The organism is Streptomyces sp. NPDC001381 (assembly GCF_042895685.1).
Taxonomy (GTDB): Bacteria; Actinomycetota; Actinomycetes; order Streptomycetales; family Streptomycetaceae; genus Streptomyces.
Window position 1 is genome coordinate 527,952 of record NZ_JBIAWO010000003.1, and the last position, 24,945, is coordinate 552,896.

Genomic DNA, 24,945 nt, shown 5'->3' on the forward strand with positions numbered 1-24,945 from the left:
GTACCCAGTTCCCGCTCCCTCATCCCGAGGCGGGGGCCGGTCTGCCGGCGGAGGGCGCGCCGAGGGCCTGACCCGCATATGACAAGGTGGGCCGGCGACTCATGCCGGCCGGACCCGGTGCACCGGTGAACGGAAGGCGCCGCCGGCCTCTCCTGGCCGCCGTCGACCCCCTGCTGGAGCCCGGGGAGCGGGTCGAGGTGACGACGATCGTGAACCTGCGTTCCGTCACCGTGCGCCGCACGGCGGCGTTCGCGGCGGCCTCGGCCGTGCTGAGCGGCGGTGCGGCGGCCGTGATCCCGGCGCCGGTCCCCATGCATCCGGCGATGACCGACCGCCGCATCTTCGTCTTCCGGGCGAACCCGACGTTCGCGCGGCCCGAGGAACACCTGATGACGATCCCGCGCGCGGGTCTCGTCCGCTCGGAGATCAAGGAGCGGGTGCTCAACTCGTCCTTCGTCGTCTCCTCGGCGGACAGCGAGCAGGGCCTCAGGATCATCTTCCCGCTGGTCGGCCGCAAGGAGCGGAACGAGGTGGCGGCCGCACTGCCGCTGGCCGCCTGAGCGCCTCGCCGGTGGCCGCCGGGGACCGGCGGAGTCCACCGGGACGCCCCGTCGGTGAGCGTGACGGCCAGTGAACCCTAGGTGCGCTCCACCCCCGGCCCGGTGATCCGGCTCCGTACGCGCCGCGTGCCCTCCAGGACCGCGCGCCGGACAGGGGGGTACCGGCGGGCGCGGATCTGTCGCCAGGTGGCCTTCGGGCAGGGGCCCTGCGGCCTGTCCTTGAGGAAGTTGCGGTACGGGACCCTGCGCGGCGGGAGGCCGATCTCCATCCAGTGGGCGTCCTTGCGGGAGTTGACGGCCCAGCCGTCGCGGGGGATGCGGACGTGGTCGCGGCGGTCGTCCTTGTTCTGCGAGGTGATCTGCAGGACCTTCGCGTGCCGCAGCCCGCGTCCGACCACCACGCAGTAGTGCCGGGCCTCCTCGTCCCGCTCGCGGAACGGCACCAGCGCGAGCCAGATCTCGCCCGGCAGCGGCCGGCCGCGCTCCGAGCGGCGCAGCAGGCGCCGGAAGACGAGGGCCGTGGCCCCCGCCGCCAGGCTCTCGACGGCGGCCTCGAGGCTCCAGTTGCCCGTGTCCATCCGCTGCCGCAGCCACAGTGCCACCACGACACACAGCCCGACCAGCAGCACCGCGTACGCGAGGAGCTCCGCCGACCGTCCGGGCCTGCGCCGGCCCGACGACCAGACGATCACCAGGGCGGTCAGGAGGGAGGCGAGGACCAGCACCGCCGTCTCGCCGGAGTCGAGCCGCTGTGGCGGTGTCTGAGCCGCCATCAGGTCGTACATCCAGACCGGCATGATGAGGAACTCGCCGACGACGGCGACGAACAGCAGGACAGCCAGGCAGCCGACCACGGCCTCCCCTTCGCGCCACGGGCGTTCTCTTCCGGGGTCAGTATCCGGTGGGGAGGCACGCGGCGTCCGTGGTTTCACGTCCCCGGCCGCCGCGCTCCGGGGTCGGCCGGAGGCGCCTCTTCACGTTTCCTCCCGTGCGCCGGAATTCGGTTGCCGCGCGTGGGCCGGTGCGGGCTAATACGTGCATGGCTGAAGTTCAGGGCTCGTACGACGGTCTGTTCACCGCGGTGCCCAGCGCGCTGGCCGCGTTGCTGGACGGCGGTGACGTGGGCGGCTCGGTGGCGGTCTTCGTGGACGGCGAACCGGTGGTGGACGTCTGGGGCGGGTTCGCCGACGCGGAGCGGACCGTGCCCTGGCAGCGGGACACGATCGTCAACGTCTGGTCCGTGACCAAGACGATGACGGCGCTGTGCGCGCTGGTCCTGGCCGACCGTGGCGAGCTCGACCTGGACGCGCCGGTCGCCCGGTACTGGCCGGAGTTCGCCGCGGCGGGCAAGGAGGGGGTGCTGGTACGGCATCTGCTGTCGCACACCGCCGGTCTGCCCGACTGGGAGGGGCCGGTGGCGGAGATCTACGACTGGCCGGCCGCGACGGCACGGCTGGCCGCGCGGGCTCCGCAGTGGGAGCCGGGCAGCGCGGCCGGGTACCACTCGCTCACCCAGGGATTTCTCGTGGGCGAGGTCGTGCGCCGGATCACCGGCCGGAGCCCGGGTGAGTTCTTCGCCGACGAGATCGCCGGGCCGCTGGGCGCGGACTTCCGGATGGGGCTGCCGGCCGAACACGATCACCGGGTGGCGCCGGCGGTCCCGCCGCCGTCCCGGGACGAGGACTACACGGCGGGCGCGGCCCGCAGCGACGGGGCCGGGACCTCGGCCACCGCGACCGCGATCCGGCTCCGCGACGGCAACAGCGTGGCGTGGCGCCGGGCGCAGATCCCGGCGGCGAGCGGCTTCGGCAACGCCCGCTCGGTCGCCCTCGTGCAGTCGGTGATGGCCTGCGGGGGGTCGGTCGGCGGCGTGCGGCTGCTGTCGCGTGCGGGCTGTGAACGGGCCTGGGAGGAGCAGTTCGGCGGCGAGGACCGGATCCTGGGCATGCCGATCAGCTGGGGTCTGGGCTACGGACGGTTCGGCGGCACCTACGGGTGGGGCGGTTGGGGCGGCTCGACGGTCATGATCGAGCCCGAGTCCCGCATGGTGGTGGCGTACGTGACGAACCAGATGCGCGAACCCGCGGAGGACACCCGGGGGATGGAGATCGTGATGTCCGCCTACGACGGGCTCAAGGGCCTGCGCGCCTGACCCTCCGGCCGCGCGGGCCCCGCCCCGGGGGCCTGCGCGACGCCGTGACGTCAGCCCGGAGTGCCGGGCACGTGGGGCCGTCCGCCGCCGCTCGGGGCCCCGGTGGGCTCGAACCCCGCCAGCATCTGCTCCAGTGCCGCCTGGTCGGGTCCCACGAACGCGGGGGCGCCGGCCGCCGACCCCAGTCGGTCGATGAGCGTGCCGGACAGGCCCGGGGCGGGCGGCAGATGGGTGGAGAGGATGAGTTCCGGCTCCCGCTCCCGCAGCGGCGCGAAGCCGGCCAGGAACTTGTCCTCGTCGACGTTCTCCACCCAGGGGCTGTCGACCGTCGCCCACAGCAGTTGCGCGGCGCGCAGCTCCTCCGCGTCGACCGTGCGGACGTCGTCGGTCCGGGCCAGTTCGGCGCTGGGCATCGGTCCGCCGAAGCAGTCGGCGCTGAAGCAGACGCCGGTCAGGTCGTCGAAGAACGCGACGGTGCCGGGGTTGTCGTACAGCGGGGGCCGGAAGGCCGTGAGGGTGCGGTCGCCGACGTCCAGGGTCTGGCCGGGGTTGATCAGATGGACGCGGTCGAGCGGCAGCGGCCGTTCGCAGGACAGGAGGCCCACGGACAGGAACGTGGTCACCACCCGTGCCTCGGGGGCGGCGGCGAGCAGGTCGTAGAGGCCGCCCGTGTGGTCCCGGTCGGGGTGGGTGAGCAGGATCCAGCGCACGTCGGCGGGGTCCAGCACGGAGCCGACCGTCTCCAGGAAGTCGCGGTCGGGCAGCCCGAGTCCGGTGTCGACGACCACGGGCTGGGCGGCGAGCAGGACGAAGGCGTTCACGGGAAGATGCCCGATCCCGGGCACTTCGATGCTGTCGTTGAGGACCCGCAGGTCCGGGCGGACGTGGTGCACAGGCATGGTCAGTCGCCTCCGCTTCCGTAGGGCCGCGTGAGGATTTCCAGACGGTGGCCGTTCGGATCGTCGAAGTACGCTCCCCGGCCTCCGTCGTGGTGGTTGATCTCGCCGGGCCGTCGGTGGAAGGGGTCGGCCCAGTAGGTCAGTCCGGCCTGCCGGACACGGCCGAAGATCGTGTCGAAGTCGTTCTCGGAGACCAGGAAGGCGTAGTGCTGCGGGGTGATGTCCTCGTCCGTCTCCTGGTAGTCGAGGGTCACCCCGTTGGGGACGGCGACCGGGACGAAGGGCCCGTACGGCTCGCCCACCTCCAGACCGAGGATGTCCGCGAGGAACCGGGCCGAGGCCCGTTTGTCGTGCGCGGCGACGATGGTGTGGTTCAGCTGCACGGTCATCGTGCGGCCCTCCCTTCACGCCCTCCTCTCCACCACCGTACGCCGACGCCGGACGGCGCCGGAGGGGCCCTTGTGCCGCCCGGGACGGGGACCGGGAGACGGCGAGGCCCCCGGCGGTCGTACGCCGGGGGCCTCGGCCACGGGGACGGCGGCCGTCAGATGGTCGCCGTGTCGATCACGAAGCGGTACCGCACGTCGCTCGCGAGCACCCGCTCGTACGCGTCGTTGATCTCCTCCGCGCCGATCAGCTCGATCTCGGCGCCGAGGCCGTGCGCGGCGCAGAAGTCCAGCATCTCCTGGGTCTCGGCGATGCCGCCGATCATGGAGCCGGCGAGGGTCTTGCCGCCGCCGATCACGGAGAAGAGGTTGAGCGCGACGGGCTCCTCGGGGGCGCCGACGTTCACGAAGGCGCCCTCCGACTTCAGCAGGGACAGGAACGCGTCCAGGTTCAGCGGGGCCGAGACCGTGGACAGGATGACGTCGAAGGTGCCCTTCAGCTCCTGGAAGGTCTTCGGGTCGCTGGTGGCGTAGTAGTGGTCGGCGCCCAGCTTCAGGCCGTCCTCCTGCTTGCGCAGCGACTGCGACAGGACGGTCACCTCGGCGCCCAGCGCGTGCGCGATCTTGACGCCCATGTGGCCCAGGCCGCCGAAGCCGAGGACGGCGACCTTCTTGCCGGGCCCGGCGTCGAAGCGCTTGAGCGGGGAGTACGTGGTGATGCCGGCGCAGAGCAGGGGCGCGGCCACGTCCAGGGCGAGGCCGTCGGGGATGCGGACGACGAAGTTCTCGTCGACCACGATCTTCTGCGAGTAGCCGCCGTAGGTCGGCTCGCCGTCCTTGCCGACGGCGTTGTAGGTGCCGACGCTGCCGCCGGTGCAGTACTGCTCCTGGCCGGCCTTGCAGTTGTCGCACTCGCGGCAGGAGTCGACGAGGCAGCCGACGCCGACCCGGTCGCCGACGGCGTACTTGGTGACGCCGGCGCCGACCTCGGACACTATGCCGGCGATCTCGTGGCCCGGGACCATGGGGAAGATCGCCTCGCCCCAGCCTTCGCGGGCCTGGTGGATGTCGGAGTGGCAGATTCCGGCGAACTTGATGTCGATCAGGACGTCGGACTCTCCGACCGGACGGCGCTCGATCGTCGTGCGCTCCAGCGGAGCCTTGGCGGCGGGTGCGGCGTACGCGGCAACGGTGGTCATGCCGGGGATCTCCTAGCGGGGGTCGTCGTCCCGGCCTGTCTTTCGGCCGGGCACGGCGTCCAGCGTGCCGCACCGGACGGGATCGACCCAGGTCACGGCTCTGCGTACGTCTGGCGTGCCTACCACTGGCGGGGTCAGGATCGTGGTCGTGGGACCAGGAATACTGGAGTCATGGCCTCCACGACCGAGCCCCCCGAGCCCTCCGGCCCGCCCCTGGACCGGCGCGCCGAGCTGAGCGAGTTCCTGCGCACCCGCCGGGCCCGGCTCAAGCCGGAGGACGTGGGGCTGCCCGACTTCGGCCGGCACCGCAGGGTGCCGGGGCTGCGGCGCGAGGAGCTGGCGCAGCTGGCCGGGGTGTCGGTGGCGTACTACACCCGCCTGGAACAGGGCAACGGACGGAACGTCTCGGCGGAGGTCCTGGACTCGATCGCGAGGGCCCTGCGGCTGACCGACGCCGAGCACGCGCACCTCACCCATCTGGCCAAGCCGAAGCACAAGAAGAAGCAGACCGCCCGCCCGCAGCAGGTGCGGGCGTCGCTGCGGCAGCTCCTCGCCACGATGGACGGCGTGCCCGCGTACGTCGTCGGGCGGCGCGCGGAGATCCTCGCCTGGAACCCGATGGCGGCCGCGCTCTTCGGCGACTGGGCGCAGCTGCCGGCCGCGGAGCGGAACTGGGCGCGGCTGGTGTTCCTGAACCCCGGGTACCGCGATCTGTTCGTGGACTGGGAGCAGAAGGCGATCGACATCGTGTGCGCCCTGCGCATGGACGCCGGCTGCTACCCCGACGACCCGCGTCTGTCCGCCCTGGTCGGCGAACTCTCCGTCAAGAGCGAGGACTTCCGCCGGCTGTGGGCGACGCACGACGTGAAGGAGAAGAGCCACGGGGTTAAGCACCTGCGTCACCCGCTGGTCGGCGCGCTCTCCCTCAACTTCGAGGGCTTCCGGCTGCTGGGCGACGGCGAGCAGACGATGGTGACGTACCACGCGGAACCGGGTTCGGCCTCGGCGGACGCCCTGCGTCTGCTGGCCAGCTGGGGCACGGACGCGACCCGGGCGGGTGCGGGGTCCCCGTCTCCGTCCGCCTGACTCGGCGCCGCCCGCCCGCGCTACCGCGTGGGTGCGGCGGAGCCCGTGCCGCGCACCGAGGTGACCTTGTAGTGCCGCATCTCCTCTATGGCGGCGACGTACGGCCGGATCTCGGCGAGGAAGGCGGGGAACAGGTCGGACGTCCGGAACTTCTGGAGGTGGTCCTCGGTCGACGTCCAGGTGATCCGCAGGATGAAGTGCTCGAAGTCCTCCTCGCAGCGGGCCAGTTCGTAGTCGACGCAGTGCGGGGAGGCCGCGAGGTGGACCGCGGCGCGGTGGTAGGCGGAGAGGAACTCCGCCGATCGCTCCTCGGGGATGCGGTAGCGGATGTACTCGACCGTGGTGCGGGGTGTGCCCGCCTCGGGTGCCGTCATGGAGGTACGCAAGCACGAAGGGACGGGCGGAGGCCGCACTTCCGGGGCGTGTTCGCTCAGCGCGTCCTCGGGTCGCGCTGCTCGGCCCGCCCCCGCGCGAACCCCCCGAACACACCGCGGTGCGCCGGGGGGTCGGGGGCGCCTCGAGCCGCCGTACGTACGCCCGGCCCGACGGTCACCAGGTCAGGACGAGGCCGCGTTCTCCTTCACGGTGATCCTGCCCTTGCGGATCGTCGCCAGCCTCGGCGCCTTCCGGGCGATCGCGGAGTCGTGGGTGACCATGATGAAGGTCAGCCCGTGCTCCTTCCACAGGCGCTCCAGCACCTCCATGATCTCGTCGCGCATGCCCTCGTCGAGGTTGCCGGTGGGCTCGTCGGCGAGCAGCACCTTGGGCTGCTTCACCAGTGCCCGGGCGATGGCGACGCGCTGCTGCTGGCCGCCGGACATCTCGGACGGCAGGTGCCCGAGCCGCTCGCCGAGGCCCACGGACTTCAGCGCCTCGGCGGCCCGCTCGCGCCGCTCCCCGGCCTTGACGCCGAGCGGGACGAGGGCGGTCTCGACGTTCTCCTGCGCGGTGAGCGTCGGGATGAGGTTGAAGGACTGGAAGACGAAGCCGATGTTCTCGCTGCGCACCTTGGTCAGCTTGGCCTCGGACAACTGGGCGAGGTCGGTGCCGTCGAGGACGACCTCGCCCTCGGTGGGCCGGTCGAGGCCGCCGAGCATCTGCAGCAGGGTGGACTTGCCGCCGCCGGTGGGGCCCTGGATGACGAGCCGGTCGCCGTCCGGGATGGTCAGGTCGACGCCGTCGAGGGCGTGGACCGTCTCCTTGCCCCGGGTGTAGCGCTTGGTGACGCCTCTGAGTTCGTACATGGGGTCAACTCCTGGATTTCGTTGGGGGCTTGGCGGTGCTACTCGACGCGGCGCAGCGCGTCCGCCGGCCGCAGCCGGGACGCCCGCCAGCCACCGAACGCCCCCGCGATCAGACCGCCGGCGACGGCGAGGGCGACCGCCGTCGCCACCGTCGTGACGCTCACCGGCGCCGTCAGCGCGACGTCGAGCGTCTTGGCCGCCGCCTGACGGCCGGGGCCGCCGAAGCCACCGCCGGGGCCTCCCTGGCCGGCGCCGCCACCACCGCCGCCGCCCAGGGAGGCTTCCAGGGTGGGGCTGACGGCCGTCACGGCGTACGCGCCGGCGAGGCCCAGGGCGATGCCCAGGGCACCGCCGAGCAGACCGTTGACCATGGCCTCGCCGACGACCTGCCCGGTGACCCGGCGGGACTTCCAGCCGAGTGCCTTCAGCGTGCCGAACTCACGGACGCGGCGGGACACGGCGGAGGAGGTCAGCAGGCCGGCGACCAGGAAGGCCGCGACGAGGACCGCGATGGACAGCCACTTGCCGACGTTGGTGGCGAGGGAGGAGGCCGTGGAGAGGGAGCCGGAGACGGTGTCCGCGAGGTCGGCGGAGGTCGTCACCGTCGTACCGGAGACGTTCTTCTGGATCGTCGACTTGACGCTGTCGATCTGCTGCGAGTCGGTCGCCTTGACGTAGATCGTGGTGACCTTGTTCTTCGAGTCGCTGAGGGTCTGCGCCCGGGTCAGCGGGATGTAGACGTTGGCGGCGGAGTCCCCGCTGTCGGCCGTGGCGACGCCGATCACCTTGAACTTGACGCTCTTGATGGTGACGGTCGAACCGACCTTGAGCTTCTTCTCCTTGGCGTACGCCGAGTCGACGACGGCGACCTTGGCGTCGGTCTCGGAGGTCTTGAAGGTACGACCGCTGGTGATCTTGGAGGAGGTCAGCGGGCCGAGGGCGGGCCGGGTGACGTCGGTGCCGTAGACGGAGTAGTTGTTGACGTCGAAGTTGGCGCCGCCGCCCTGCACCTCGCCCTGCGGCTGGCCGTTGCCGCCGGCGTTGCCGCCGGGGCCGCCCTGCTGGCCGCCGCCGTTGCCGTCCTGCTGGAACTGGCCGCGGGTGAACTGGCCGCTGACCTTGATGACCTGGAGGCTCAGGCCGCCGACCGCGTCCGAGACGCCCTTCTGCTTGCCGACCTTGCCGACGGTCGCGGTCGACAGGGTCTGGAAGCCCTGGACCATGACCCGGTCGCTGCTCTGCTCCTCGTCGGAGTCGTCGTCCTGCGCGTCGAACTGGAAGCGCGGACGGTCCGAGGCGTTCGCGGTCGGCGAGGCCGCCTTGGTGACCGTCATGTCCGTACCCAGGCCGTACAGGGACTGCAGGACCTTGTCCTGGGCCTTCCCCATGCCGGACGACACGGAGGAGACGACGATGACCAGCGCGATGCCCAGCGCGAGGCCGGAGGCGACGACGAGGGCCGCCTTTCTGCGGCGGCGCAGCTCGCGCCTCAGGTAGGTGAAGAACATGCGCCGCAAGCTAGGTACGGCGCGTGATGACTGGATAAGGCAGAAATAAGAGAAGCATGAGAAGACTGTGGCCGACCCCGGAAACACCGGTGCCGCCCCTGGGGGCGGCACCGGAAAGCTGTGGGTGGACCCGGGGTCAGACCGCCGAACCCGCCTTCCACTGGGCCCAGTCCATGTTCCAGCCGTTGAGGCCGTTGTCCGGGGCCACCGTCTTGTCGCCGGTGTTCTGGACGACCACCACGTCACCGATGATCGAGTTGTTGTAGAACCAGGCGGCCGGGGTGTTCGGGTCGTTGGCGCCCTTGGTGTCGGACAGACCCACACAGCCGTGGCTGGTGTTCACCGCGCCGAAGATGGACTTCGCGCCCCAGTAGTTGCCGTGCACGAAGGTGCCGGACGTGGTCAGGCGCATGGCGTGCGGCACGTCCTTGATGTCGTACTCGCCCTTGCCGTCGTCGTCGGTGAAGCCGACCGTCGCGCCGTTCATCCGGGTCTCCTTGAACTTCTCGGAGATCACCATCTGGCCCTCGTACGTCTTGTTGTCGGGCGAACCGGCGGAGATCGGGATGGTCTTGACGGTCTTGCCGTCCTGCGTGACCTTCATCTGCTTGGTCTGCGCGTCGACGGTGGTGACCTGGTTGCGGCCGATCTTGAAGGTGACCGTCTTCTGCTGCACGCCGTAGACACCGTTGGCGCCCTCGACACCGTCGAGCGCCAGCTTCAGCGTGACGGTGGAGTTCTCCTTCCAGTAGTCCTCGGGACGGCAGTCCATGCGGACGGTGGAGAACCAGTGGCAGACGACCTCCTGGCCGCTGCTGCTGGTGACGGTGACGCCCTTCTGGACGGCCGCCTTGTTGGTGATCTCCTTGTTGAAGTTGATCGACACGGGCATGCCGACGCCGACGGTCGAGCCGTCCTCCGGCGTGAAGTTGCCTATGAAGCTGTTGTCCGGGGAGACCGTGGTGAAGGACGCGTTCTCGTGGGCCTCCAGGCCCTTGGAGTCCTTCGCGCTGGCCGACAGCTTGTAGGTGGTCGAGCGCTCCAGCTGGACACTGGGCTTCCAGCTGGTCTTGTCGGCGGAGAGGGTGCCCTGCACCGCGGTGCCGTCGGCGGTGGTCATCGTCACCTCGGTGAGCGTGCCCTTGCTCACCGTGACGGCCGCCGAGTTGTTGATGGAGGCGTTGTTCGAGCCGTCCGCGGGCGTGATCTTGATCTGCGCCTCGGAGGACTTCTTCGCCGCCGCCTCGTCGGCCTTGGCCTGCGAAGAGCTGTTGCCACCGTCGTCCGAGGCGTTGCTGTCGCCGCTGGAACACGCAGTGAGCACCAGAACACCGCCGAGCAGTGCGGACGCGGTCATCAGACCTCGGCGCCGCCTACTGTCCGTCATCACACGCTTCTCCATCGTTGCCGATTTCCCAGAACCCCGAGAGTCCCCGTTAACGAACATCAACGCTACGACCGGTTCGTCCCGTTCCACATTTTCCGAATGTGTGGGGCACGCCACGTCCACGGGGGCGTCGGGCCCGGCCGGGACCGGTGGTGCGGTTGTCGGTCCGTGCGCCTGATGAGACGACGAAACCCCGACGGCGGTTGCCGTCCGGGCACGATTTCCCCGGAACGCTCAGCCGATGCCGGCTTCTTCGCCGTCGTCCCCGCCATCATCCTCGTCGAGGTCCCACTCCGGCGAGTCCGGATCGTGATCGATCCGCTCGCAGGACCAGGACGCCTGCTGGAGCTCGACCCCGGGCACCCCGCTGACCAGGTCCAACGGGTCCACCAGGCCGGCGAGGGCCTCCGCGGTGTCTTCCGTCACAACGCTCACCGCCTGGGCGCTCTCGGCGTCCGACGCCTCCGGATCGCCGGCGATCCGCTCCACCGCCGCCCGTCTCAGCTCGTCCTCGTCGTGCACCTCCACCACGAGGTCCACCCGAAGCCGTACAAACCGTGATGTCTCTTCAGTGGCCATGCCCGGAGAGTACGGCTCACAGCTCCCGCAACTTTCCCGCGACCCGCGCCTTTCACTAGCATCGGGCCACACGGCCAATTCGCCAGCGCCACAAGGGGATCGATATTCCGTGTCATCCGCTCGCCGTCCGTTGCTGACCGCCACCGCCGCGGGGACCCTGCTGGGCGCCCTGTGGTTCGTCCCGTCCGCCAACGCGTCCCAGGAAGCCACGGCGAGAACGGAGACGACGACGCAGGTCACGACCCAGGCGCGCGCGGTGTCCAGCACCACGGAATCGACCGCCGGCGCGGAGACCACGGCCGACGACGGCACCCGCCTCGCCGACACCGGAAGCTTCGACACCACCCCCTACGTGGTCGGCGGAACCACCCTGCTCGCCCTGGGCGCGGGCTTCGTCGTCTATTCGGTTCGCCGGGAACGCCTGGGTTTTTGAATTGACTTGACTCTCCTTTGACGACGCCTTCATAGTCCGCTCATGAAGAGATCATCGGGGGCGCGGCTGTGCTCCACCGCCGCGATCGGCGCACTGTCACTCGCCCTCCTCACGGGGTGTTCGTCGGACGAGGGGTCGAAGGACTCCGGGGACTCCAAGGGGTCCGCCTCCTCCTCCGCCGCCTCGGACGCGAAGGCGCGGACCGCCGCCGAGCTGGAGAAGCTGCTGCTCGCGCAGGGCGAGGTCAAGGGCTACAAGGTGGCCTCCGGGGACGACACCCTCCCCAAGTCCAAGTCGGCCGTGAAGACCGACAAGGCGGCGTGCGACCCGCTGGCCTGGGCCACGGCCGCTCTCGCGCCGGGTGACACGGACGCCGGCGCCGGCAACACCGTCTCGGCGGACAAGGCGTCGGACGCGCCCACCTCGCTGGGCGACCTCGACGAGGCCGACATCGAGGACGCCTTCAACGTCGACATGACCTTCGTGGGCCTCTCCTCCTACGAGGGTGACGGCGCCGAGAAGACCATGAAGGCCGTGTCCGACGGCGTGACGGCCTGCTCCGGCGGCTACGCCCTCAAGGCCGAGGGCGAGGAGTCGAAGGTCACCAAGGTCGCCTCGGAGAAGGGCACCGGGGGCGGCGACGAGGCGGTGGCGTTCTCGGAGAACGTCGACATGGACGGCGAGGGCACCGCGACCTTCCACGCCGAGGTGATCCGCAAGGGCAACACCATCGCCACGTTCTACACGGTGAACTTCGCCGCCTTCGCGACGGGCAAGGGAACCCCGGTCCCCGCGGCCGTGGTCGAGGCGCAGGTCGCCAAGCTCAAGTAACCCAGGCACGCACAGGGGCCCTGCCGTCACATCCGTACGGCAGGGCCCCTTCGTTCCACCGGGGCGGCGTTCTACCGCAGCGGCGTTCTACCGCAGCGGCCCGGTGACCGTCTCCGCCGCCGCGACGAGCCGTCCGGCGCGCACGAACGCGTCCGCCGCCGCGAGATCGGGCGCCACGAACCGGTCGGGGCCCGGCCCTTCGACCCCGGCCTCGCGGACGGCCTCGATGACCGCCCGGGTCGCGGGCGCCGGGGTGAGTCCCTCGCGCAGTTCGATGCCGCGGGTGGCGGCGTACAGCTCGACGGCGATCACCCGCGTGAGGTTGTCGACGGCCGTGCGCAGCTTGCGCGCCGCCGACCAGCCCATCGACACGTGGTCCTCCTGCATCGCGGAGGACGGGATCGAGTCCGCCGACGCCGGCACGGCCAGCCGCTTCAGTTCGCTCACCAGCGCGGCCTGGGTGTACTGGGCGATCATCAGGCCGGAGTCGACGCCAGCGTCGTCCGCGAGGAACGGCGGCAGACCGTGGCTGCGGTTCTTGTCCAGCAGCCGGTCGGTGCGCCGCTCGGCGATGGAGGCGAGGTCGGCGACGGCGATGGCGAGGAAGTCGAGGACGTAGGCCACGGGGGCGCCGTGGAAGTTGCCGTTGGACTCCACGCGGCCGTCGGGCAGCACGACCGGGTTGTCGACCGCCGAGGCCAGTTCGCGCTCGGCGACCAGGCGGGCGTGGGCCATCGTGTCGCGTCCGGCGCCGGCGACCTGCGGGGCGCAGCGCACCGAGTAGGCGTCCTGGACGCGGGGGGCGTCGTCCTGGTGGTGCCCGGTGAGTTCCGAGCCGGCGAGGACCGCGAGCATGTTGGCGGCGGAGTCGCCCTGGCCCGGGTGCGGGCGGATGGCGTGCAGCTCGGGCGCGAGGACCTTGTCGGTGCCGAGCAGGGCCTCCAGGCTGAGGGCGGCCGTGATGTCGGCGGACTTGTACAGGGTGTCCAGGTCGGCGAGGGCCATGATCAGCATGCCGAGCATGCCGTCGGTGCCGTTGAGGAGCGCCAGGCCCTCCTTCTCGCGCAGTTCGACGGGGTCGATGCCGGCCTCGGCCAGCAGCTCGGCGGCGGGCCGTACGACGCCGTCCGGGCCCTCCGCGTCGCCCTCGCCCATCAGTGTCAGGGCGCAGTGCGAGAGCGGGGCGAGGTCGCCGGAACAGCCGAGGGAGCCGTACTCGTGGACGACCGGGGTGATCCCCGCGTTGAGGAGGTCGGCCATGGTCTGCGCGACCTCGGGCCGTACGCCGGTGTGTCCGGAGCAGACGGTCTTCAGCCGCAGGAACATCAGCGCGCGGACCACCTCGCGCTCGACGCGCGGGCCCATGCCGGCGGCGTGCGAGCGGACGATGTTGCGCTGGAGCTGAGTGCGCAGTTCCTGGCTGATGTGCCGGGTGGCGAGGGCGCCGAACCCGGTGGAGACGCCGTAGACCGGGTCGGGCTTGGCCGCGAGCGCGTCCACGATGCCGCGGGCCGCGGCGAGGGCGGCCACCGCCTCCCCGGAGAGTTCGACGCGGGCACCCCCGCGCGCCACGGCGAGCACGTCGGACGCGGTCACCCCGGACGTCCCCACCACCACAGTGTGCATATCCATATTCAGGAGCGTACGCAGTGAAGACGAAGATGTCACCAGTGGGTTCCCGGTTCACTCCTTACCGATTGCGTCACACGTCCGGCGGCCGCGGCGCCTCAGGGCCGGCCGCGGAAACTGCGCCGCTCGGCCGGCCGTTCCTGCGGCGGCTCGTCGGCCAGGCGTACGACGGGATCGTCCGGGCCCTCACGGCCCGCGACGACCGGCCGGGCGGCCCGTACGGCCTTGGCACGGTACTGGGCGGCGTCGGCCAGCCGGAAGAGCCTGCGGGCGCTGCGGACGGGCCCGATGGGATCGCCGGTGGACGCCACCCCGCAGGCCACGCCCTCCCCGAGCTCCAGCTCCCCGGCCCGCCGGCACAGCTCGTCGGCCACCTTCACCACCTCGTCGGCGGACGGACCGGCCGCGAGCAGACAGAACTCGTCCCCGCCGAGCCGCGCGGCGAGCGCCCCCGGCAGCATGGCCCCGCACAGGGAGAGAACGGACCCGAACCGTTCCAGCAGCCGGTCGCCCACCGCGTGTCCGCACGTGTCGTTGACCCGCTTGAGCCCGTTCAGGTCGCACACCACGAGGCTGACGACCACGCCGCGGGCGCGATGCTGCTCGACGGCCTCCTCCAGCCGCACATCGACGGCACGGCGGTTGGCGAGGCCGGTGAGGGAGTCGCTGAAGGCGAGACGCCTGGCTTCCTCCAGCCGCTCGGTCTGCGCGAGCCCGGCGGCGACGACGGCGGCCAGGACGGTCGCGAAGTCGGCGTCGGCGCGGTCGAAGACGGGGGTGCCGGAGGAGCGGGCGACGTAGAGCTCGCCCCAGGCGCGGCCGTGCAGCACGATCGGCGCGACCACGCAGGAGCCGCGGCCGCGCCGGCGCAGGGCGGCGACCCGTTGATGGCAGTACCCGGGCCGGCCCTCGGCGGCGCCCTCGGCCGTCTCGACCCAGGCGTTGGGCTCGCCTCCGGACACCCAGCGCTCGTGCAGGAACTCGGTGATCTCGGGGAACTGGTGCACCGGATAGGCCTCGGCCTCCGGGAACTCGTCCTCGTCGGCGGCCCGGTCCCCCACGTTCACGAGGACCCGCAGCCGCCCCAGGTCCCGCTCCCACACCGAGAGCGCGGCGAAGGCCCCGGCCAGCGCCCGGCAGGCCCCGAGGGCGGCGGCCCGCCAGGACTCCCGGGGCGTGTGCGCGGCGGCCATCCCCTGCGCGAGCGCCACGACGGCCGCGAGGCGTCTGTCCTCACCCATTACCCCAGGTTAGGGACATCTACTGCGAAAGGGGACACCGAGGGGGCACATGGAGTGACGGAGGCCGCAGGCTCCCGGCGCCCCGGTCCTGCGGCGCCTCACTCACCCGGCCACTGCGGCTTGCGCTTCTCGTTGAACGCCGCCACGCCCTCCGCCCGGTCCCCCGAGAACGCCGTCGTGCGCCAGGCCGCGTCCTCCACCTCCAGGCCCGCGCGCAGGTCCAGCCCCTGCCCCAGCCGCAGGGCCCGCTTGGCCGCCCGCAGCCCCACCGGGGAGTTGCCCGCGATCCGGGACGCCAGGGCCAGCGCCTCCTCCCGGTCCCGCCCCTCGTCCACCAGCACGTCCACCAGCCCCAGCTCCCGCGCCTCGGCCGCCTCCACCCGGCGCGCGGTGAAGATCAGCTCGGCCGCGCGGGCCGCTCCCACCCGGCGCGGCAGCAACTGTGTGCCGCCGCCGCCCGGGATCACGCCGACCGACACCTCCGGCAGCCCCACCACGGCCGTACGGTCGGCCACGATCACGTCGCACGCGAGCGCCAGCTCGTACCCCCCGCCCAGCGCGAACCCGTGCACCGCCGCGACCGTCGGCACCGGCAGTTCCAGCACGCCGGTGTACGCCCCGCGCGTGGTGGGCCGCTGCCGCCGCAGGTCCGCGTCGGTGAAGGAGTTGCGCTCCTTCAGGTCGGCGCCGACGCAGAACGCCCGCTCGTGCGTCGAGGTCACCACGACGACCCGTACGTCCCGGTCCTCGCCCAGTGCCGCGCAGGCCCCGGTGACGGCCCGGGCCATGTCCGTGGACACGGCGTTCATGGCCTTGGGCCGGTCGAGGGCCAGCTCCGCGACATGGCCGCCGTCCCCGTGCCGCCGCACCAGGACGAACTCCCCGAACCGCTCCTCGCTCATGACGTCCTCCGTGTCATCCATGCATTCGAGTTAACGCCGGTTAACACCCACCGACGGCCCGATCATCCCAGGCCGGGCGCGCGGGGGAAAGGGCGGTGGCGGCCGGCCCCTTCCCCGCAAGGGACCGCCCACCCGTTCGAGTGACATCCCGCCCAACTCCACCCCGACCGCTCACCGGAGCGCATAACGTGCGTCCGCCCCGGAGCATCGGGGGCGCGACCGCACCGGGGAGGGACCCGATGACGAGCACACCGGTGGACGACACGTACACAGAGCCCTCCCGGCTCTGGGCGGCGCCGCGCGGGCGGCACCGCCGTCCGCGCCCCCGCAGGGCACTGTTCGCGGCGGGCGGCCTGGCGCTGGCCGCCGGGATGCTGGCCCTCGTCCGCATGTCCTCCGACCCGGGCGGCGTGGCCGGCATCGGCGCCGCGGAGGCGGAGCCCCACCCGGAGCCCGTCACCGGCCCGGGCGGCGCCACGGACCGGGCGGCCAACGCCGGCGCCACCGTCGCGGCCACCCCGACCGCGCCCTCCCCCATGGGCGGCGCGACCCCCAGGACGAGCCCCACTCCCACGTCCGTCGCCCTCCCCCCGGCCACCACCCCCACCCCACCCACTCCCCGTCCCACGGCCACCCCGACCGCACCCGCCCCGACCCGCACCGCCGTCCCCCACCCCACGACACCCCGCCCCTCGACTCCCACCCCGACCTCACCCCCCACCCCCCACCAGCCGAACCACCCCTCTCAGCCGGCGGTCTGCGTCCCCGTCGTGGGCCTGTGCGTGGACGCCCTCGACACGACACCTGGAGTGTGAGACCGCCGAGGGTCCCCACGGCACAGGCGGAGCTACGCGACCGCAGGTCGCACGGCCCGGGGCGCCAGACGGCAGGGGCGCCAGACGGCAGGGGCGCCAGACGGCAGGGGCGCGGGCGCGGGCGGGGGCGTGCGGTCCGGCGGAAGGTCGCGGGCGGAGGCGTGCAGTCCAGCGGAAGGGCGCGGGCGGGAGCGGGCAGTCCGGCGGGGTGGATGGTCGGGCGGGTGGTGTCTGGCCCGGGCGTGGGTGCGGGGGTGCTCGTGACGGTGGGGCGGCGCCGGGGTTGTGGGGCGGCGGTCGGCGGGAGCGGGGTCAGGTCGTGGGGTCGTGGCGGCGGGTCAGCAGCCAGGGTTCGACCACGCCCAGGCCTCGTACGGGGCGCTGCCACATCGGCTGGAGCGCGAAGCGGTACTTCGGCGGCTCCTCGCCCTCCTTCTCCGCCGCGGCAGCCTCCTCGGCGGCCTCCGCCTCCGAGGCCGGCGCGTCCCCGGTGCGGATCAGCTCCTCAGCGAAGGCGCTGTCGACGAGCACGGCGTCCCGGGGCGCTATCGACGTCAGCCGCGAGGCCAGGTTGACCGTCGTACCGAAGACGTCGCCCATCCGGGTCGTCACCGTGCCGAAGGCCATGCCGACGCGCAGCTCGGGCATCGTCTCGTCGTTGCTCATCGTCTCGACGAGCAGCAGCGCGATGTCGGCGGCGGTGCCCGCGTCGTCCGCCGCGTACAGCACCTCGTCGCCCAGGGTCTTGATCAGCCGCCCGCCGCGGGCGGCCACCAGGTCGGCCGAGGTGGTCTCGAAGGCCTCGACCAGCTCGCCGAGCTCCTCCTCCTCCATCCGGCGGGTCAGCCGGGTGAAGCCGACCAGGTCGGCGAAGCAGACGGCGAGCCGCCGGTCGACCATCTCCTCGTCGTCCGCGGCCTGCACCACCCGCCCGGCCGAGGCGGCCAGCTGGCGGCGCCAGACGTAGACGAGGAACTCCTCCAGCTCGGGCAGGAGCAGTTCGACGATGGGGTACGTGACCTCGGTGCGGGTCATGCCGGGCTCGGGCGGCTCGGTCAGGCCCTCCAGGAAGGAGTCGATCTGCCACTCCGCCAACCGGGCGGTGGTCTGCCCGGTGGACCGCGCCACCTGCACCGCCATCGCCTCGCTCAGCAGCCCCGCCTCGACCAGACCGGCGAGCCGGCGCAGGGCGAGGACGTCGGCCTCGGTGAGCGCCTTGGCCTGGCCGATGTCGGCGAAGCCCATGGCCCGCCAGAAACGGGAGGCCAGTTCCATGGAGACCCCGGCGCTGCGGGCCGCCTGGAACGGGGTGTAGCGCCGCTCGGCGCCGAGAATGAGCTGTTCGAGGCGCAGCGCGAGCGGGTTGCCCTCGCCGGGATCGGCGGCATGGGGGTCCACCCGGCGTTCCGCGCCCGCGCCGGAGCCCGTGTCGTCGACGGTCACGCCTGCTGCCCTTCCGATCTTCCGCGGTCAGGTATCGACCGGTCCTCAACTCTACGGCAGTGTGCGGTAGCTCACGCCTGTGGAGCCGACGTTAAGTCCCGCGCGGCCGCACGGCACCCGGCGCCGGTGCGGACCCGGCCCCCGTTCACCGGACGGGCCGCCACCCCTCACGCCGGTCGCAGGTGCACGATGTCTCCCGCCCCCACCGGCTCCTGTACCCCTTCCTTCGTCGCGATCACGAGCCTCCCGTCCCCGTCGACCGCCACCGCCTCCCCCACGACGGACCGCTCACCGGGCAGATCGGCCCGCACCGTGCGCCCGAGGGTCGCGCAGCCCGCCGCGTACGCCTCCTGCAGCCCGGCGGCCGCCGGGTCGCCGCCTGCCGACCGCCAGCGCCCGTACCACTCCTCCAGCGACCGCAGCACGGCCCGCAGCAGGGGGTCCCGGTCGGTGCCGGCCGCGCCGGCCAGCGCCAGCGACCCCGCCTGCGGGACGGGCAGCTCGTCGGCGCGCAGGGTGACGTTGACGCCGACGCCGATGACGACACCGTCCTCGCCGGCCCGCTCGGCGAGGATGCCTCCGGCCTTGCGTTCCTCTCCCGCCACAGTCACCAGCAGGTCGTTCGGCCACTTGAGTGCCGTGTCGACGCCGGCCGCCCGGGCGAGGCCCGTCGCGACGGCGACACCGGTGAGCAGCGGCAGCCAGCCCCAGCGGGCGACGGGGACCTCGCCCGGCCGGAGCAGGACGGAGAAGAAGAGCCCGGAGCGCGGGGGTGCCGTCCAGCGGCGGTCCAGCCGGCCCCGTCCCGAGGTCTGCTCCTCGGCGACGAGCACGGCCCCCTCCCCCGCCCCGCCCTGGGTCGCCCGCGTCACGAGCTCGGAGTTGGTGGACCCGATCCGCTGCACCACCTCCACCTCGGACCACAGGCCGCCCTCCCGCACCAGGGCCCGGCGCAGGGCGGTGGCGTTGAGGGGCGGCCGGTCCAGATCGGACCAGCGGCTGCCGTCGGCGTCTGATGCATCTCGGGGCGTCATGCAAGCCACCCTAGGTGTGTGAAACGCCGCACTGCTGATTGGTAGGCGCACCACTACTCTACGGATGAGTAACCGTCCCCCCTTTTGAGCAGGCAGGGAGCCGCATCCCGATGTCCGAGCCGGAAGAGCGTCAAGAGATCGACATCCACACCACCGCGGGCAAGCTCGCGGATCTCCAGCGCCGTATCGAGGAAGCGACGCACGCCGGCTCCGCACGCGCCGTCGAGAAGCAGCATTCCAAGGGCAAGCTGACGGCCCGTGAGCGCATCGAACTCCTCCTCGACGAGGACTCCTTCGTCGAGCTGGACGAGTTCGCCCGCCATCGCTCCACCAACTTCGGCCTCGACAAGAACCGCCCCTACGGCGACGGTGTCGTGACCGGGTACGGCACGGTCGACGGCCGTCCGGTGGCGGTGTTCTCCCAGGACTTCACCGTCTTCGGCGGTGCGCTGGGCGAGGTCTACGGCCAGAAGATCGTCAAGGTGATGGACTTCGCGCTGAAGACCGGCTGCCCGGTCATCGGCATCAACGACTCCGGCGGCGCGCGCATCCAGGAGGGCGTCGCGTCCCTGGGGGCGTACGGCGAGATCTTCCGCCGCAACACCCACGCCTCCGGTGTCATCCCGCAGATCTCGCTGGTCGTGGGGCCCTGCGCGGGCGGCGCGGTCTACTCCCCCGCGATCACCGACTTCACGGTGATGGTCGACCAGACCTCGCACATGTTCATCACCGGCCCGGACGTCATCAAGACGGTCACCGGTGAGGACGTCGGCTTCGAGGAGCTGGGCGGCGCGCGCACCCACAACTCGGTGTCGGGCGTGGCGCATCACATGGCGGGCGACGAGAAGGACGCCATCGAGTACGTCAAGCAGCTGCTGTCGTACCTGCCGTCCAACAACCTCTCCGAGGCCCCGGTCTTCCCGGAGGAGGCGGACCTCGCCGTCACCGACGAGGACCTGGAGCTGGACTCCCTCGTCCCGGACAGCGCCAACCAGCCGTACGACATGCACACGGTGATCGAACACGTCCTGGACGACGCCGAGTTCTTCGAGACGCAGCCGCTGTTCGCGCCGAACATCCTCACCGGCTTCGGCCGGGTCGAGGGCCACCCCGTCGGGATCGTCGCCAACCAGCCGATGCAGTTCGCGGGCTGCCTCGACATCACGGCCTCCGAGAAGGCGGCCCGCTTCGTGCGCACCTGCGACGCCTTCAACGTCCCGGTCATCACCTTCGTCGACGTCCCCGGCTTCCTGCCCGGCGTCGACCAGGAGCACGACGGCATCATCCGCCGCGGCGCCAAGCTGATCTACGCCTACGCCGAGGCCACCGTCCCGCTGATCACCGTGATCACCCGCAAGGCCTTCGGCGGCGCCTACGACGTCATGGGCTCCAAGCACCTGGGCGCCGACCTCAACCTGGCCTGGCCGACCGCCCAGATCGCCGTCATGGGCGCCCAGGGCGCGGTCAACATCCTGCACCGCCGCACGATCGCGGAGGCGGAAGCGAACGGCGAGGACCTGGAGGCGGTGCGCGCCCGGCTGATCCAGGAGTACGAGGACGCCCTCCTCAACCCGTACGTCGCGGCCGAGCGCGGCTACGTCGACTCCGTGATCATGCCGTCGGACACCCGCCGGCACATCGTGCGCGGCCTGCGTCAGCTGCGCACCAAGCGGGAATCCCTGCCTCCGAAGAAGCACGGCAACATCCCCCTCTAGGCCTGCTGGGAGCCGTCATGAACATCAAGGTCGTACGGGGCAACCCGACAGCGGAGGAGCTGGCCGCCGCCCTGGCGGTGGTCAGAGCCCGCGCCGCGGCGGCGGCAGCCGCGCCGTCCGGCGCGGAGACCCCTCGCGACGCGTGGTCCGACCCGGCGAGGATCGCGGGCCGGCACCTGCCCCAGCCGGGCCAGGCGTCCTGGTCCCGCACCTACTGGCCGGGCTGAGACACATCCCGGAGGGCGCGGGGACCTGCGCCCTCCGGACACACCCCAGGGGGCGCGGGGGACCTGCGCCCCCACCGGCCCGCGGCCCGGAGGACACGGCCGCGGGCCGTTCACCGTGCCCGCGGGCCGGGCACCACGACGGGGCCGGGCAAACCGGCGCGCCGGGCAAGTTGAGTACGCGTACTCAGGCGCTCCGCCCCGGCCGGGGCCCACGCTGGTGGCATGCTGTGGTCCGACCCGAAGAACGAGCCGCCCGAGGAACTCCGCGACATGCAGGAGACCCTGAGGCGGCTCGGCCTCTTCCTGGCCCTGGCCATGGTGATCGCGCTGATCGTGCTCGGTCTCCAGGCGGCGGCGATACGCTGACCGCATGACCGCAGCCCCCCGCCGCCTCGTCCTCGCCTCCCAGTCTCCCGCCCGGCTGAATCTCCTGCGCCAGGCCGGCCTCGCCCCCGAGGTCGTCGTGAGCGGGGTGGACGAGGACGCCGTCACCGCCCCCACCCCCGCCGAGCTGGCGCTCGCCCTCGCCGAGGCGAAGGCCTCCGTGGTCGCCGCGCGGCCCGAGGTCAAGGGCGCGCTGGTGATCGGCTGCGACTCGGTGCTCGACCTGGACGGCGAGGCGCTGGGCAAGCCCGCGGACGCCGAGGAGGCCACGGCCCGCTGGAAGGCGATGCGCGGCCGGGCGGGCACGCTCCAGACGGGCCACTGCGTCTACGACACCGTCAGCGGGCGCTACGCCTCCGCCACCGCCTCCACGGTGGTCCGCTTCGGCGAGCCGAGCGACGAGGAGATCGCCGCGTACGTCGCCTCGGGCGAGCCGCTCTACGTCGCGGGGGCGTTCACCCTCGACGGCCGTTCGGCGCCCTTCATCGACGGCATCGACGGCGACCACGGCAACGTCATCGGCATCAGCCTGCCCCTGGTGCGCAGGCTGCTGGCCCAGCTGGGGGTCGGCATCACGGAGTTGTGGGCGCCGCGGGAGGCGTGAGCGGCGAGCCCTCGCCCTTGATGTCCTCGCCCTTGGTGCCCTCACCGCCGTCCTCGGGCCGCTCCCCGGCCGTCGCGTCGCCCTCGGGCTCCCCGCCGCCCCCGTCGCCGTCCCGGGGCGCCTCGGCGGCGGGCCCCGGCTGGACGTCGTAGGTCATCAGGAGCAGGACGATCAGCGCGAGCACCACCATCATGAACGCGAACTGCTGCCTGCCCAGCAGCCCCCAGGCGAACGCGCCGAGCAGGGCGTGCACGACGGCCGCGCTGATCAGCAGGATCCGCCCGAAACCGGCCGGCGGACGGTTGCGCAGGCCCACCAGCAGGGCGACCAGGCCGCAGAAGGCGAAGTAGAGGCCGAAGCCGATCCCGCCGGCCTTCGAGGACGTCGCCATGACGTCCGGGTCGATGCCGGCCAGGGACATGTTCTGCCGCTCGGCCAGGGTCCCCAGGGACCAGTTCAGCACGGCGATGCCGAGCGCCTCCGCGAACAGCACGAGCGCCACGATCAACGCCACCGGTCTGCGTACCACCGGTCCCCACCCACTTTCGCCTCCGCCCGAGCACGGCTCGAGCGGGGTTGCAGTTACCCCAAGTACGTTCGAGACATCGCGAACGCTACTAACGGGTAAACCCGGGGACAAGGGTTCTGCGCAGGGCAAAGAATCGTTGGGCCATTCGTAGGGACTCCACAAAGAAACAGAGTGGGCCGCAGCACGCTCTCACAGAGACCTTGACCACACGGGAAGGCTAGGGTTGCCCGGAGGAGTGCTGCGTACGGCGGTACTACAAGGGATTTCACGGTCGAGTGAGCCTCGCATCACGCTCCGTGTGGGCAAGCTCACCTCTGGGGACGGGTCGATGTGTCGTGTCGGCAGTCCCTAAACTCGGCTTGTTTCAAGGAGGGAGCCTCAATCGTGCGCAAGGTGCTCATCGCCAACCGTGGCGAAATCGCAGTCCGCGTGGCCCGGGCGTGCCGGGATGCCGGTATCGCGAGCGTGGCCGTGTACGCCGAGCCGGACCGGGATGCTCTGCATGTCCGGGCAGCGGACGAGGCGTTCGCCCTGGGCGGTGACACTCCGGCGACCAGTTACCTGGACATCGACAAGGTGCTGAACGCCGCGCGCGAGTCCGGCGCGGACGCCATCCATCCGGGCTACGGCTTCCTCTCGGAGAACGCCGAGTTCGCCCAGGCGGTCCTGGACGCCGGTCTGATCTGGATCGGCCCGCCGCCGCAGGCCATCCGCGACCTCGGCGACAAGGTGGCCGCCCGCCACATCGCGCAGCGGGCCGGCGCGCCCCTCGTGGCCGGTACGCCGGACCCGGTGTCCGGCGCGGAAGAAGTCGTCGCCTTCGCGCAGGAGCACGGGCTGCCGATCGCGATCAAGGCCGCCTTCGGCGGCGGCGGCCGCGGTCTGAAGGTCGCCCGGACGCTGGAAGAAGTCCCGGAGCTGTACGAGTCGGCCGTCCGTGAGGCGGTCGCCGCCTTCGGGCGCGGCGAGTGCTTCGTCGAGCGCTACCTCGACAAGCCCCGCCACGTGGAGACGCAGTGCCTGGCCGACCAGCACGGCAACGTCGTGGTGGTCTCCACCCGTGACTGCTCCCTGCAGCGCCGTCACCAGAAGCTCGTCGAGGAGGCCCCGGCGCCGTTCCTGTCCGACGAGCAGGTCGCCGAGCTGTACTCGTCCTCCAAGGCGATCCTGAAGGAGGCCGGCTACGTCGGCGCCGGCACGGTGGAGTTCCTCGTCGGCAACGACGGGACGATCTCCTTCCTGGAGGTCAACACCCGTCTCCAGGTGGAGCACCCGGTGACCGAGGAGGTCGCCGGCATCGACCTGGTGCGCGAGATGTTCCGCATCGCCGACGGCGAGGCGCTCGGCTACGACGACCCGCCGCTGCGCGGGCACTCCTTCGAGTTCCGCATCAACGGCGAGGACCCGGGCCGCAACTTCCTCCCGGCTCCCGGCACGGTCACCTCGTTCGCCCCGCCGTCGGGCCCGGGCGTGCGTCTGGACGCGGGCGTCGAGTCCGGCTCGGTCATCGGTCCGGCCTGGGACTCCCTGCTGGCCAAGCTGATCGTCACCGGCGCCACCCGCGAGCAGGCGCTGCAGCGAGCCTCCCGCGCCTTGGAGGAGTTCCAGGTCGAGGGCATGGCCACGGCCATCCCGTTCCACCGCGCGGTCGTCAAGGACCCGGCGTTCGCCCCCGAGCTCACCGGCTCGGACCAGCCGTTCACGGTCCACACCCGCTGGATCGAGACCGAGTTCGTCAACGACATCAAGCCCTTCACCTCCCCGGCCGACACCGAGGCGGACGAGGAGACGGGCCGTGAGACGGTCGTCGTCGAGGTCGGCGGCAAGCGCCTGGAGGTCTCCCTCCCGGCCTCGCTCGGCATGACCCTGGCCCGCACCGGCCTCGCCGCCGGCGCCAAGCCCAAGCGCCGGGCGGCCAAGAAGTCCGGCCCCGTCGCCTCCGGCGACACCCTCGCCTCCCCGATGCAGGGCACGATCGTCAAGGTCGCGGTCGAGGAGGGCCAGGAGGTCAAGGAGGGCGACCTGATCGTCGTCCTGGAGGCGATGAAGATGGAGCAGCCGCTGAACGCGCACCGCTCCGGCACCATCAAGGGCCTCGCGGCCGAGGTCGGCGCGTCCATCACCTCGGGTGCGGCGATCTGCGAGATCAAGGACTGAC

Annotated in this window: 25 protein-coding genes and 1 pseudogene; 11 read left to right on the top strand and 15 right to left on the bottom strand. The window is 72.0% G+C overall.

Translation table 11 applies throughout. From position 1 onward, the window contains the following. Window positions 1-125: 125 nt before the first annotated feature. A complete protein-coding gene (locus tag ACFY2L_RS16010; protein WP_390822619.1) occupies window positions 126-560 on the top strand; it encodes a hypothetical protein in 435 nt (144 codons plus the stop codon). Window positions 561-637: 77 nt separating this feature from the next. Here the strand turns inward: ACFY2L_RS16010 and ACFY2L_RS16015 are convergent, their stop codons facing one another. Next, window positions 638-1,414: a hypothetical protein gene (locus ACFY2L_RS16015; RefSeq protein WP_390822620.1), complete on the bottom strand. Its 777-nt coding sequence runs from the start codon at window positions 1,412-1,414 to the stop codon at window positions 638-640. Between the two features lie 185 nt (window positions 1,415-1,599). On the opposite strand from ACFY2L_RS16015, the gene ACFY2L_RS16020 reads away from it, so the two are divergent. Continuing rightward, window positions 1,600-2,712 carry a serine hydrolase domain-containing protein gene (locus ACFY2L_RS16020; RefSeq protein ID WP_390658373.1) on the top strand — a complete coding sequence of 371 codons (1,113 nt, stop codon included), beginning with the start codon at window positions 1,600-1,602 and terminating at the stop codon, window positions 2,710-2,712. 50 nt (window positions 2,713-2,762) lie between these two features. Here ACFY2L_RS16020 and ACFY2L_RS16025 read toward each other — a convergent pair whose 3' ends face one another. The 3 genes from ACFY2L_RS16025 to ACFY2L_RS16035 all read right to left on the bottom strand — a co-directional run bounded on the left by ACFY2L_RS16025 (window position 2,763) and on the right by ACFY2L_RS16035 (window position 5,196). Then, window positions 2,763-3,611 (bottom strand): MBL fold metallo-hydrolase, encoded by an 849-nt coding sequence (locus ACFY2L_RS16025; protein ID WP_390658372.1) that lies wholly within the window; start codon window positions 3,609-3,611, stop codon window positions 2,763-2,765. Window positions 3,612-3,613: 2 nt separating this feature from the next. After that, window positions 3,614-4,000 carry a VOC family protein gene (locus ACFY2L_RS16030; protein ID WP_390658371.1) on the bottom strand — a complete coding sequence of 129 codons (387 nt, stop codon included), beginning with the start codon at window positions 3,998-4,000 and terminating at the stop codon, window positions 3,614-3,616. 155 nt (window positions 4,001-4,155) lie between these two features. Then, entirely contained in the window at window positions 4,156-5,196 is a 1,041-nt protein-coding gene (locus tag ACFY2L_RS16035) for an NAD(P)-dependent alcohol dehydrogenase (RefSeq protein ID WP_390658370.1), read from the bottom strand. A 171-nt stretch (window positions 5,197-5,367) separates the two neighbouring features. Here ACFY2L_RS16035 and ACFY2L_RS16040 point away from each other — a divergent pair, with 171 nt between their 5' ends. Continuing rightward, window positions 5,368-6,282 (top strand): helix-turn-helix domain-containing protein, encoded by a 915-nt coding sequence (locus tag ACFY2L_RS16040; protein ID WP_390658369.1) that lies wholly within the window; start codon window positions 5,368-5,370, stop codon window positions 6,280-6,282. 26 nt (window positions 6,283-6,308) lie between these two features. On the opposite strand, the pseudogene ACFY2L_RS16045 reads toward ACFY2L_RS16040, so the two are convergent. The 5 genes and pseudogenes from ACFY2L_RS16045 to ACFY2L_RS16065 all read right to left on the bottom strand — a co-directional run. Continuing rightward, window positions 6,309-6,656, bottom strand: a pseudogene (locus ACFY2L_RS16045) (putative quinol monooxygenase); the annotation flags it as partial. 183 nt (window positions 6,657-6,839) lie between these two features. After that, window positions 6,840-7,526: an ABC transporter ATP-binding protein gene (locus ACFY2L_RS16050; protein WP_390658368.1), complete on the bottom strand. Its 687-nt coding sequence runs from the start codon at window positions 7,524-7,526 to the stop codon at window positions 6,840-6,842. Window positions 7,527-7,564: 38 nt separating this feature from the next. Further along, a complete protein-coding gene (locus tag ACFY2L_RS16055) occupies window positions 7,565-9,034 on the bottom strand; it encodes an ABC transporter permease (protein ID WP_390658367.1) in 1,470 nt (489 codons plus the stop codon). A gap of 136 nt (window positions 9,035-9,170) precedes the next feature. Next, window positions 9,171-10,421, bottom strand: coding sequence for an Ig-like domain-containing protein (locus ACFY2L_RS16060; RefSeq protein ID WP_390658366.1), 1,251 nt, complete (start codon window positions 10,419-10,421; stop codon window positions 9,171-9,173). Between the two features lie 234 nt (window positions 10,422-10,655). Further along, window positions 10,656-11,000: a hypothetical protein gene (locus ACFY2L_RS16065; protein WP_390658365.1), complete on the bottom strand. Its 345-nt coding sequence runs from the start codon at window positions 10,998-11,000 to the stop codon at window positions 10,656-10,658. Window positions 11,001-11,109: 109 nt separating this feature from the next. Between ACFY2L_RS16065 and ACFY2L_RS16070 the strand changes: the two genes are divergently transcribed. Both ACFY2L_RS16070 and ACFY2L_RS16075 read left to right on the top strand, forming a co-directional pair. Continuing rightward, on the top strand, window positions 11,110-11,433 hold the full coding sequence (locus tag ACFY2L_RS16070; RefSeq protein WP_390658364.1) for an LPXTG cell wall anchor domain-containing protein: 324 nt from the start codon (window positions 11,110-11,112) through the stop codon (window positions 11,431-11,433). Window positions 11,434-11,475: 42 nt separating this feature from the next. After that, on the top strand, window positions 11,476-12,264 hold the full coding sequence (locus tag ACFY2L_RS16075; protein WP_390658363.1) for a hypothetical protein: 789 nt from the start codon (window positions 11,476-11,478) through the stop codon (window positions 12,262-12,264). Window positions 12,265-12,351: 87 nt separating this feature from the next. On the opposite strand, the gene hutH is transcribed toward ACFY2L_RS16075, so the two are convergent. The 3 genes from hutH to ACFY2L_RS16090 all read right to left on the bottom strand — a co-directional run bounded on the left by hutH (window position 12,352) and on the right by ACFY2L_RS16090 (window position 16,036). Then, entirely contained in the window at window positions 12,352-13,890 is a 1,539-nt protein-coding gene (hutH, locus tag ACFY2L_RS16080) for a histidine ammonia-lyase (protein WP_390822818.1), read from the bottom strand. Between the two features lie 101 nt (window positions 13,891-13,991). Further along, on the bottom strand, window positions 13,992-15,134 hold the full coding sequence (locus ACFY2L_RS16085; protein ID WP_390658362.1) for a diguanylate cyclase domain-containing protein: 1,143 nt from the start codon (window positions 15,132-15,134) through the stop codon (window positions 13,992-13,994). A 98-nt stretch (window positions 15,135-15,232) separates the two neighbouring features. Beyond that, on the bottom strand, window positions 15,233-16,036 hold the full coding sequence (locus tag ACFY2L_RS16090; RefSeq protein WP_390658504.1) for an enoyl-CoA hydratase/isomerase family protein: 804 nt from the start codon (window positions 16,034-16,036) through the stop codon (window positions 15,233-15,235). Window positions 16,037-16,275: 239 nt separating this feature from the next. Here ACFY2L_RS16090 and ACFY2L_RS16095 point away from each other — a divergent pair, with 239 nt between their 5' ends. Next, the gene (locus ACFY2L_RS16095) at window positions 16,276-16,851 is read left to right on the top strand and encodes a hypothetical protein (RefSeq protein ID WP_390658361.1); all 576 of its coding nucleotides are present in this window, start codon (window positions 16,276-16,278) and stop codon (window positions 16,849-16,851) included. A gap of 312 nt (window positions 16,852-17,163) precedes the next feature. Here the strand turns inward: ACFY2L_RS16095 and ACFY2L_RS16100 are convergent, their stop codons facing one another. After that, complete coding sequence (locus tag ACFY2L_RS16100; protein ID WP_390658360.1) at window positions 17,164-18,294, bottom strand: adenylate/guanylate cyclase domain-containing protein; 1,131 nt, start codon at window positions 18,292-18,294, stop codon at window positions 17,164-17,166. Window positions 18,295-18,461: 167 nt separating this feature from the next. Continuing rightward, window positions 18,462-19,328: a biotin--[acetyl-CoA-carboxylase] ligase gene (locus tag ACFY2L_RS16105; RefSeq protein ID WP_390658359.1), complete on the bottom strand. Its 867-nt coding sequence runs from the start codon at window positions 19,326-19,328 to the stop codon at window positions 18,462-18,464. 110 nt (window positions 19,329-19,438) lie between these two features. On the opposite strand from ACFY2L_RS16105, the gene ACFY2L_RS16110 reads away from it, so the two are divergent. The 4 genes from ACFY2L_RS16110 to ACFY2L_RS16125 all read left to right on the top strand — a co-directional run bounded on the left by ACFY2L_RS16110 (window position 19,439) and on the right by ACFY2L_RS16125 (window position 22,258). Continuing rightward, window positions 19,439-21,043: an acyl-CoA carboxylase subunit beta gene (locus ACFY2L_RS16110; RefSeq protein WP_390822621.1), complete on the top strand. Its 1,605-nt coding sequence runs from the start codon at window positions 19,439-19,441 to the stop codon at window positions 21,041-21,043. A gap of 17 nt (window positions 21,044-21,060) precedes the next feature. Then, window positions 21,061-21,270, top strand: a complete 210-nt coding sequence (locus tag ACFY2L_RS16115) for an acyl-CoA carboxylase epsilon subunit (protein ID WP_390658357.1) — start codon at window positions 21,061-21,063, stop codon at window positions 21,268-21,270. A 222-nt stretch (window positions 21,271-21,492) separates the two neighbouring features. Beyond that, entirely contained in the window at window positions 21,493-21,636 is a 144-nt protein-coding gene (gene mmpB / locus ACFY2L_RS16120) for a morphogenic membrane protein MmpB (RefSeq protein ID WP_390658356.1), read from the top strand. A gap of 4 nt (window positions 21,637-21,640) precedes the next feature. Next, complete coding sequence (locus ACFY2L_RS16125; protein WP_390658355.1) at window positions 21,641-22,258, top strand: Maf family protein; 618 nt, start codon at window positions 21,641-21,643, stop codon at window positions 22,256-22,258. Here the strand turns inward: ACFY2L_RS16125 and ACFY2L_RS16130 are convergent. Beyond that, window positions 22,227-22,787 carry a hypothetical protein gene (locus ACFY2L_RS16130; RefSeq protein WP_390822622.1) on the bottom strand — a complete coding sequence of 187 codons (561 nt, stop codon included), beginning with the start codon at window positions 22,785-22,787 and terminating at the stop codon, window positions 22,227-22,229. The genes ACFY2L_RS16125 and ACFY2L_RS16130 overlap by 32 nt on opposite strands. 384 nt (window positions 22,788-23,171) lie before the next feature. Here ACFY2L_RS16130 and ACFY2L_RS16135 point away from each other — a divergent pair, with 384 nt between their 5' ends. Beyond that, complete coding sequence (locus ACFY2L_RS16135) at window positions 23,172-24,944, top strand: acetyl/propionyl/methylcrotonyl-CoA carboxylase subunit alpha (RefSeq protein ID WP_390658353.1); 1,773 nt, start codon at window positions 23,172-23,174, stop codon at window positions 24,942-24,944. Window position 24,945 lies beyond the last annotated feature (1 nt).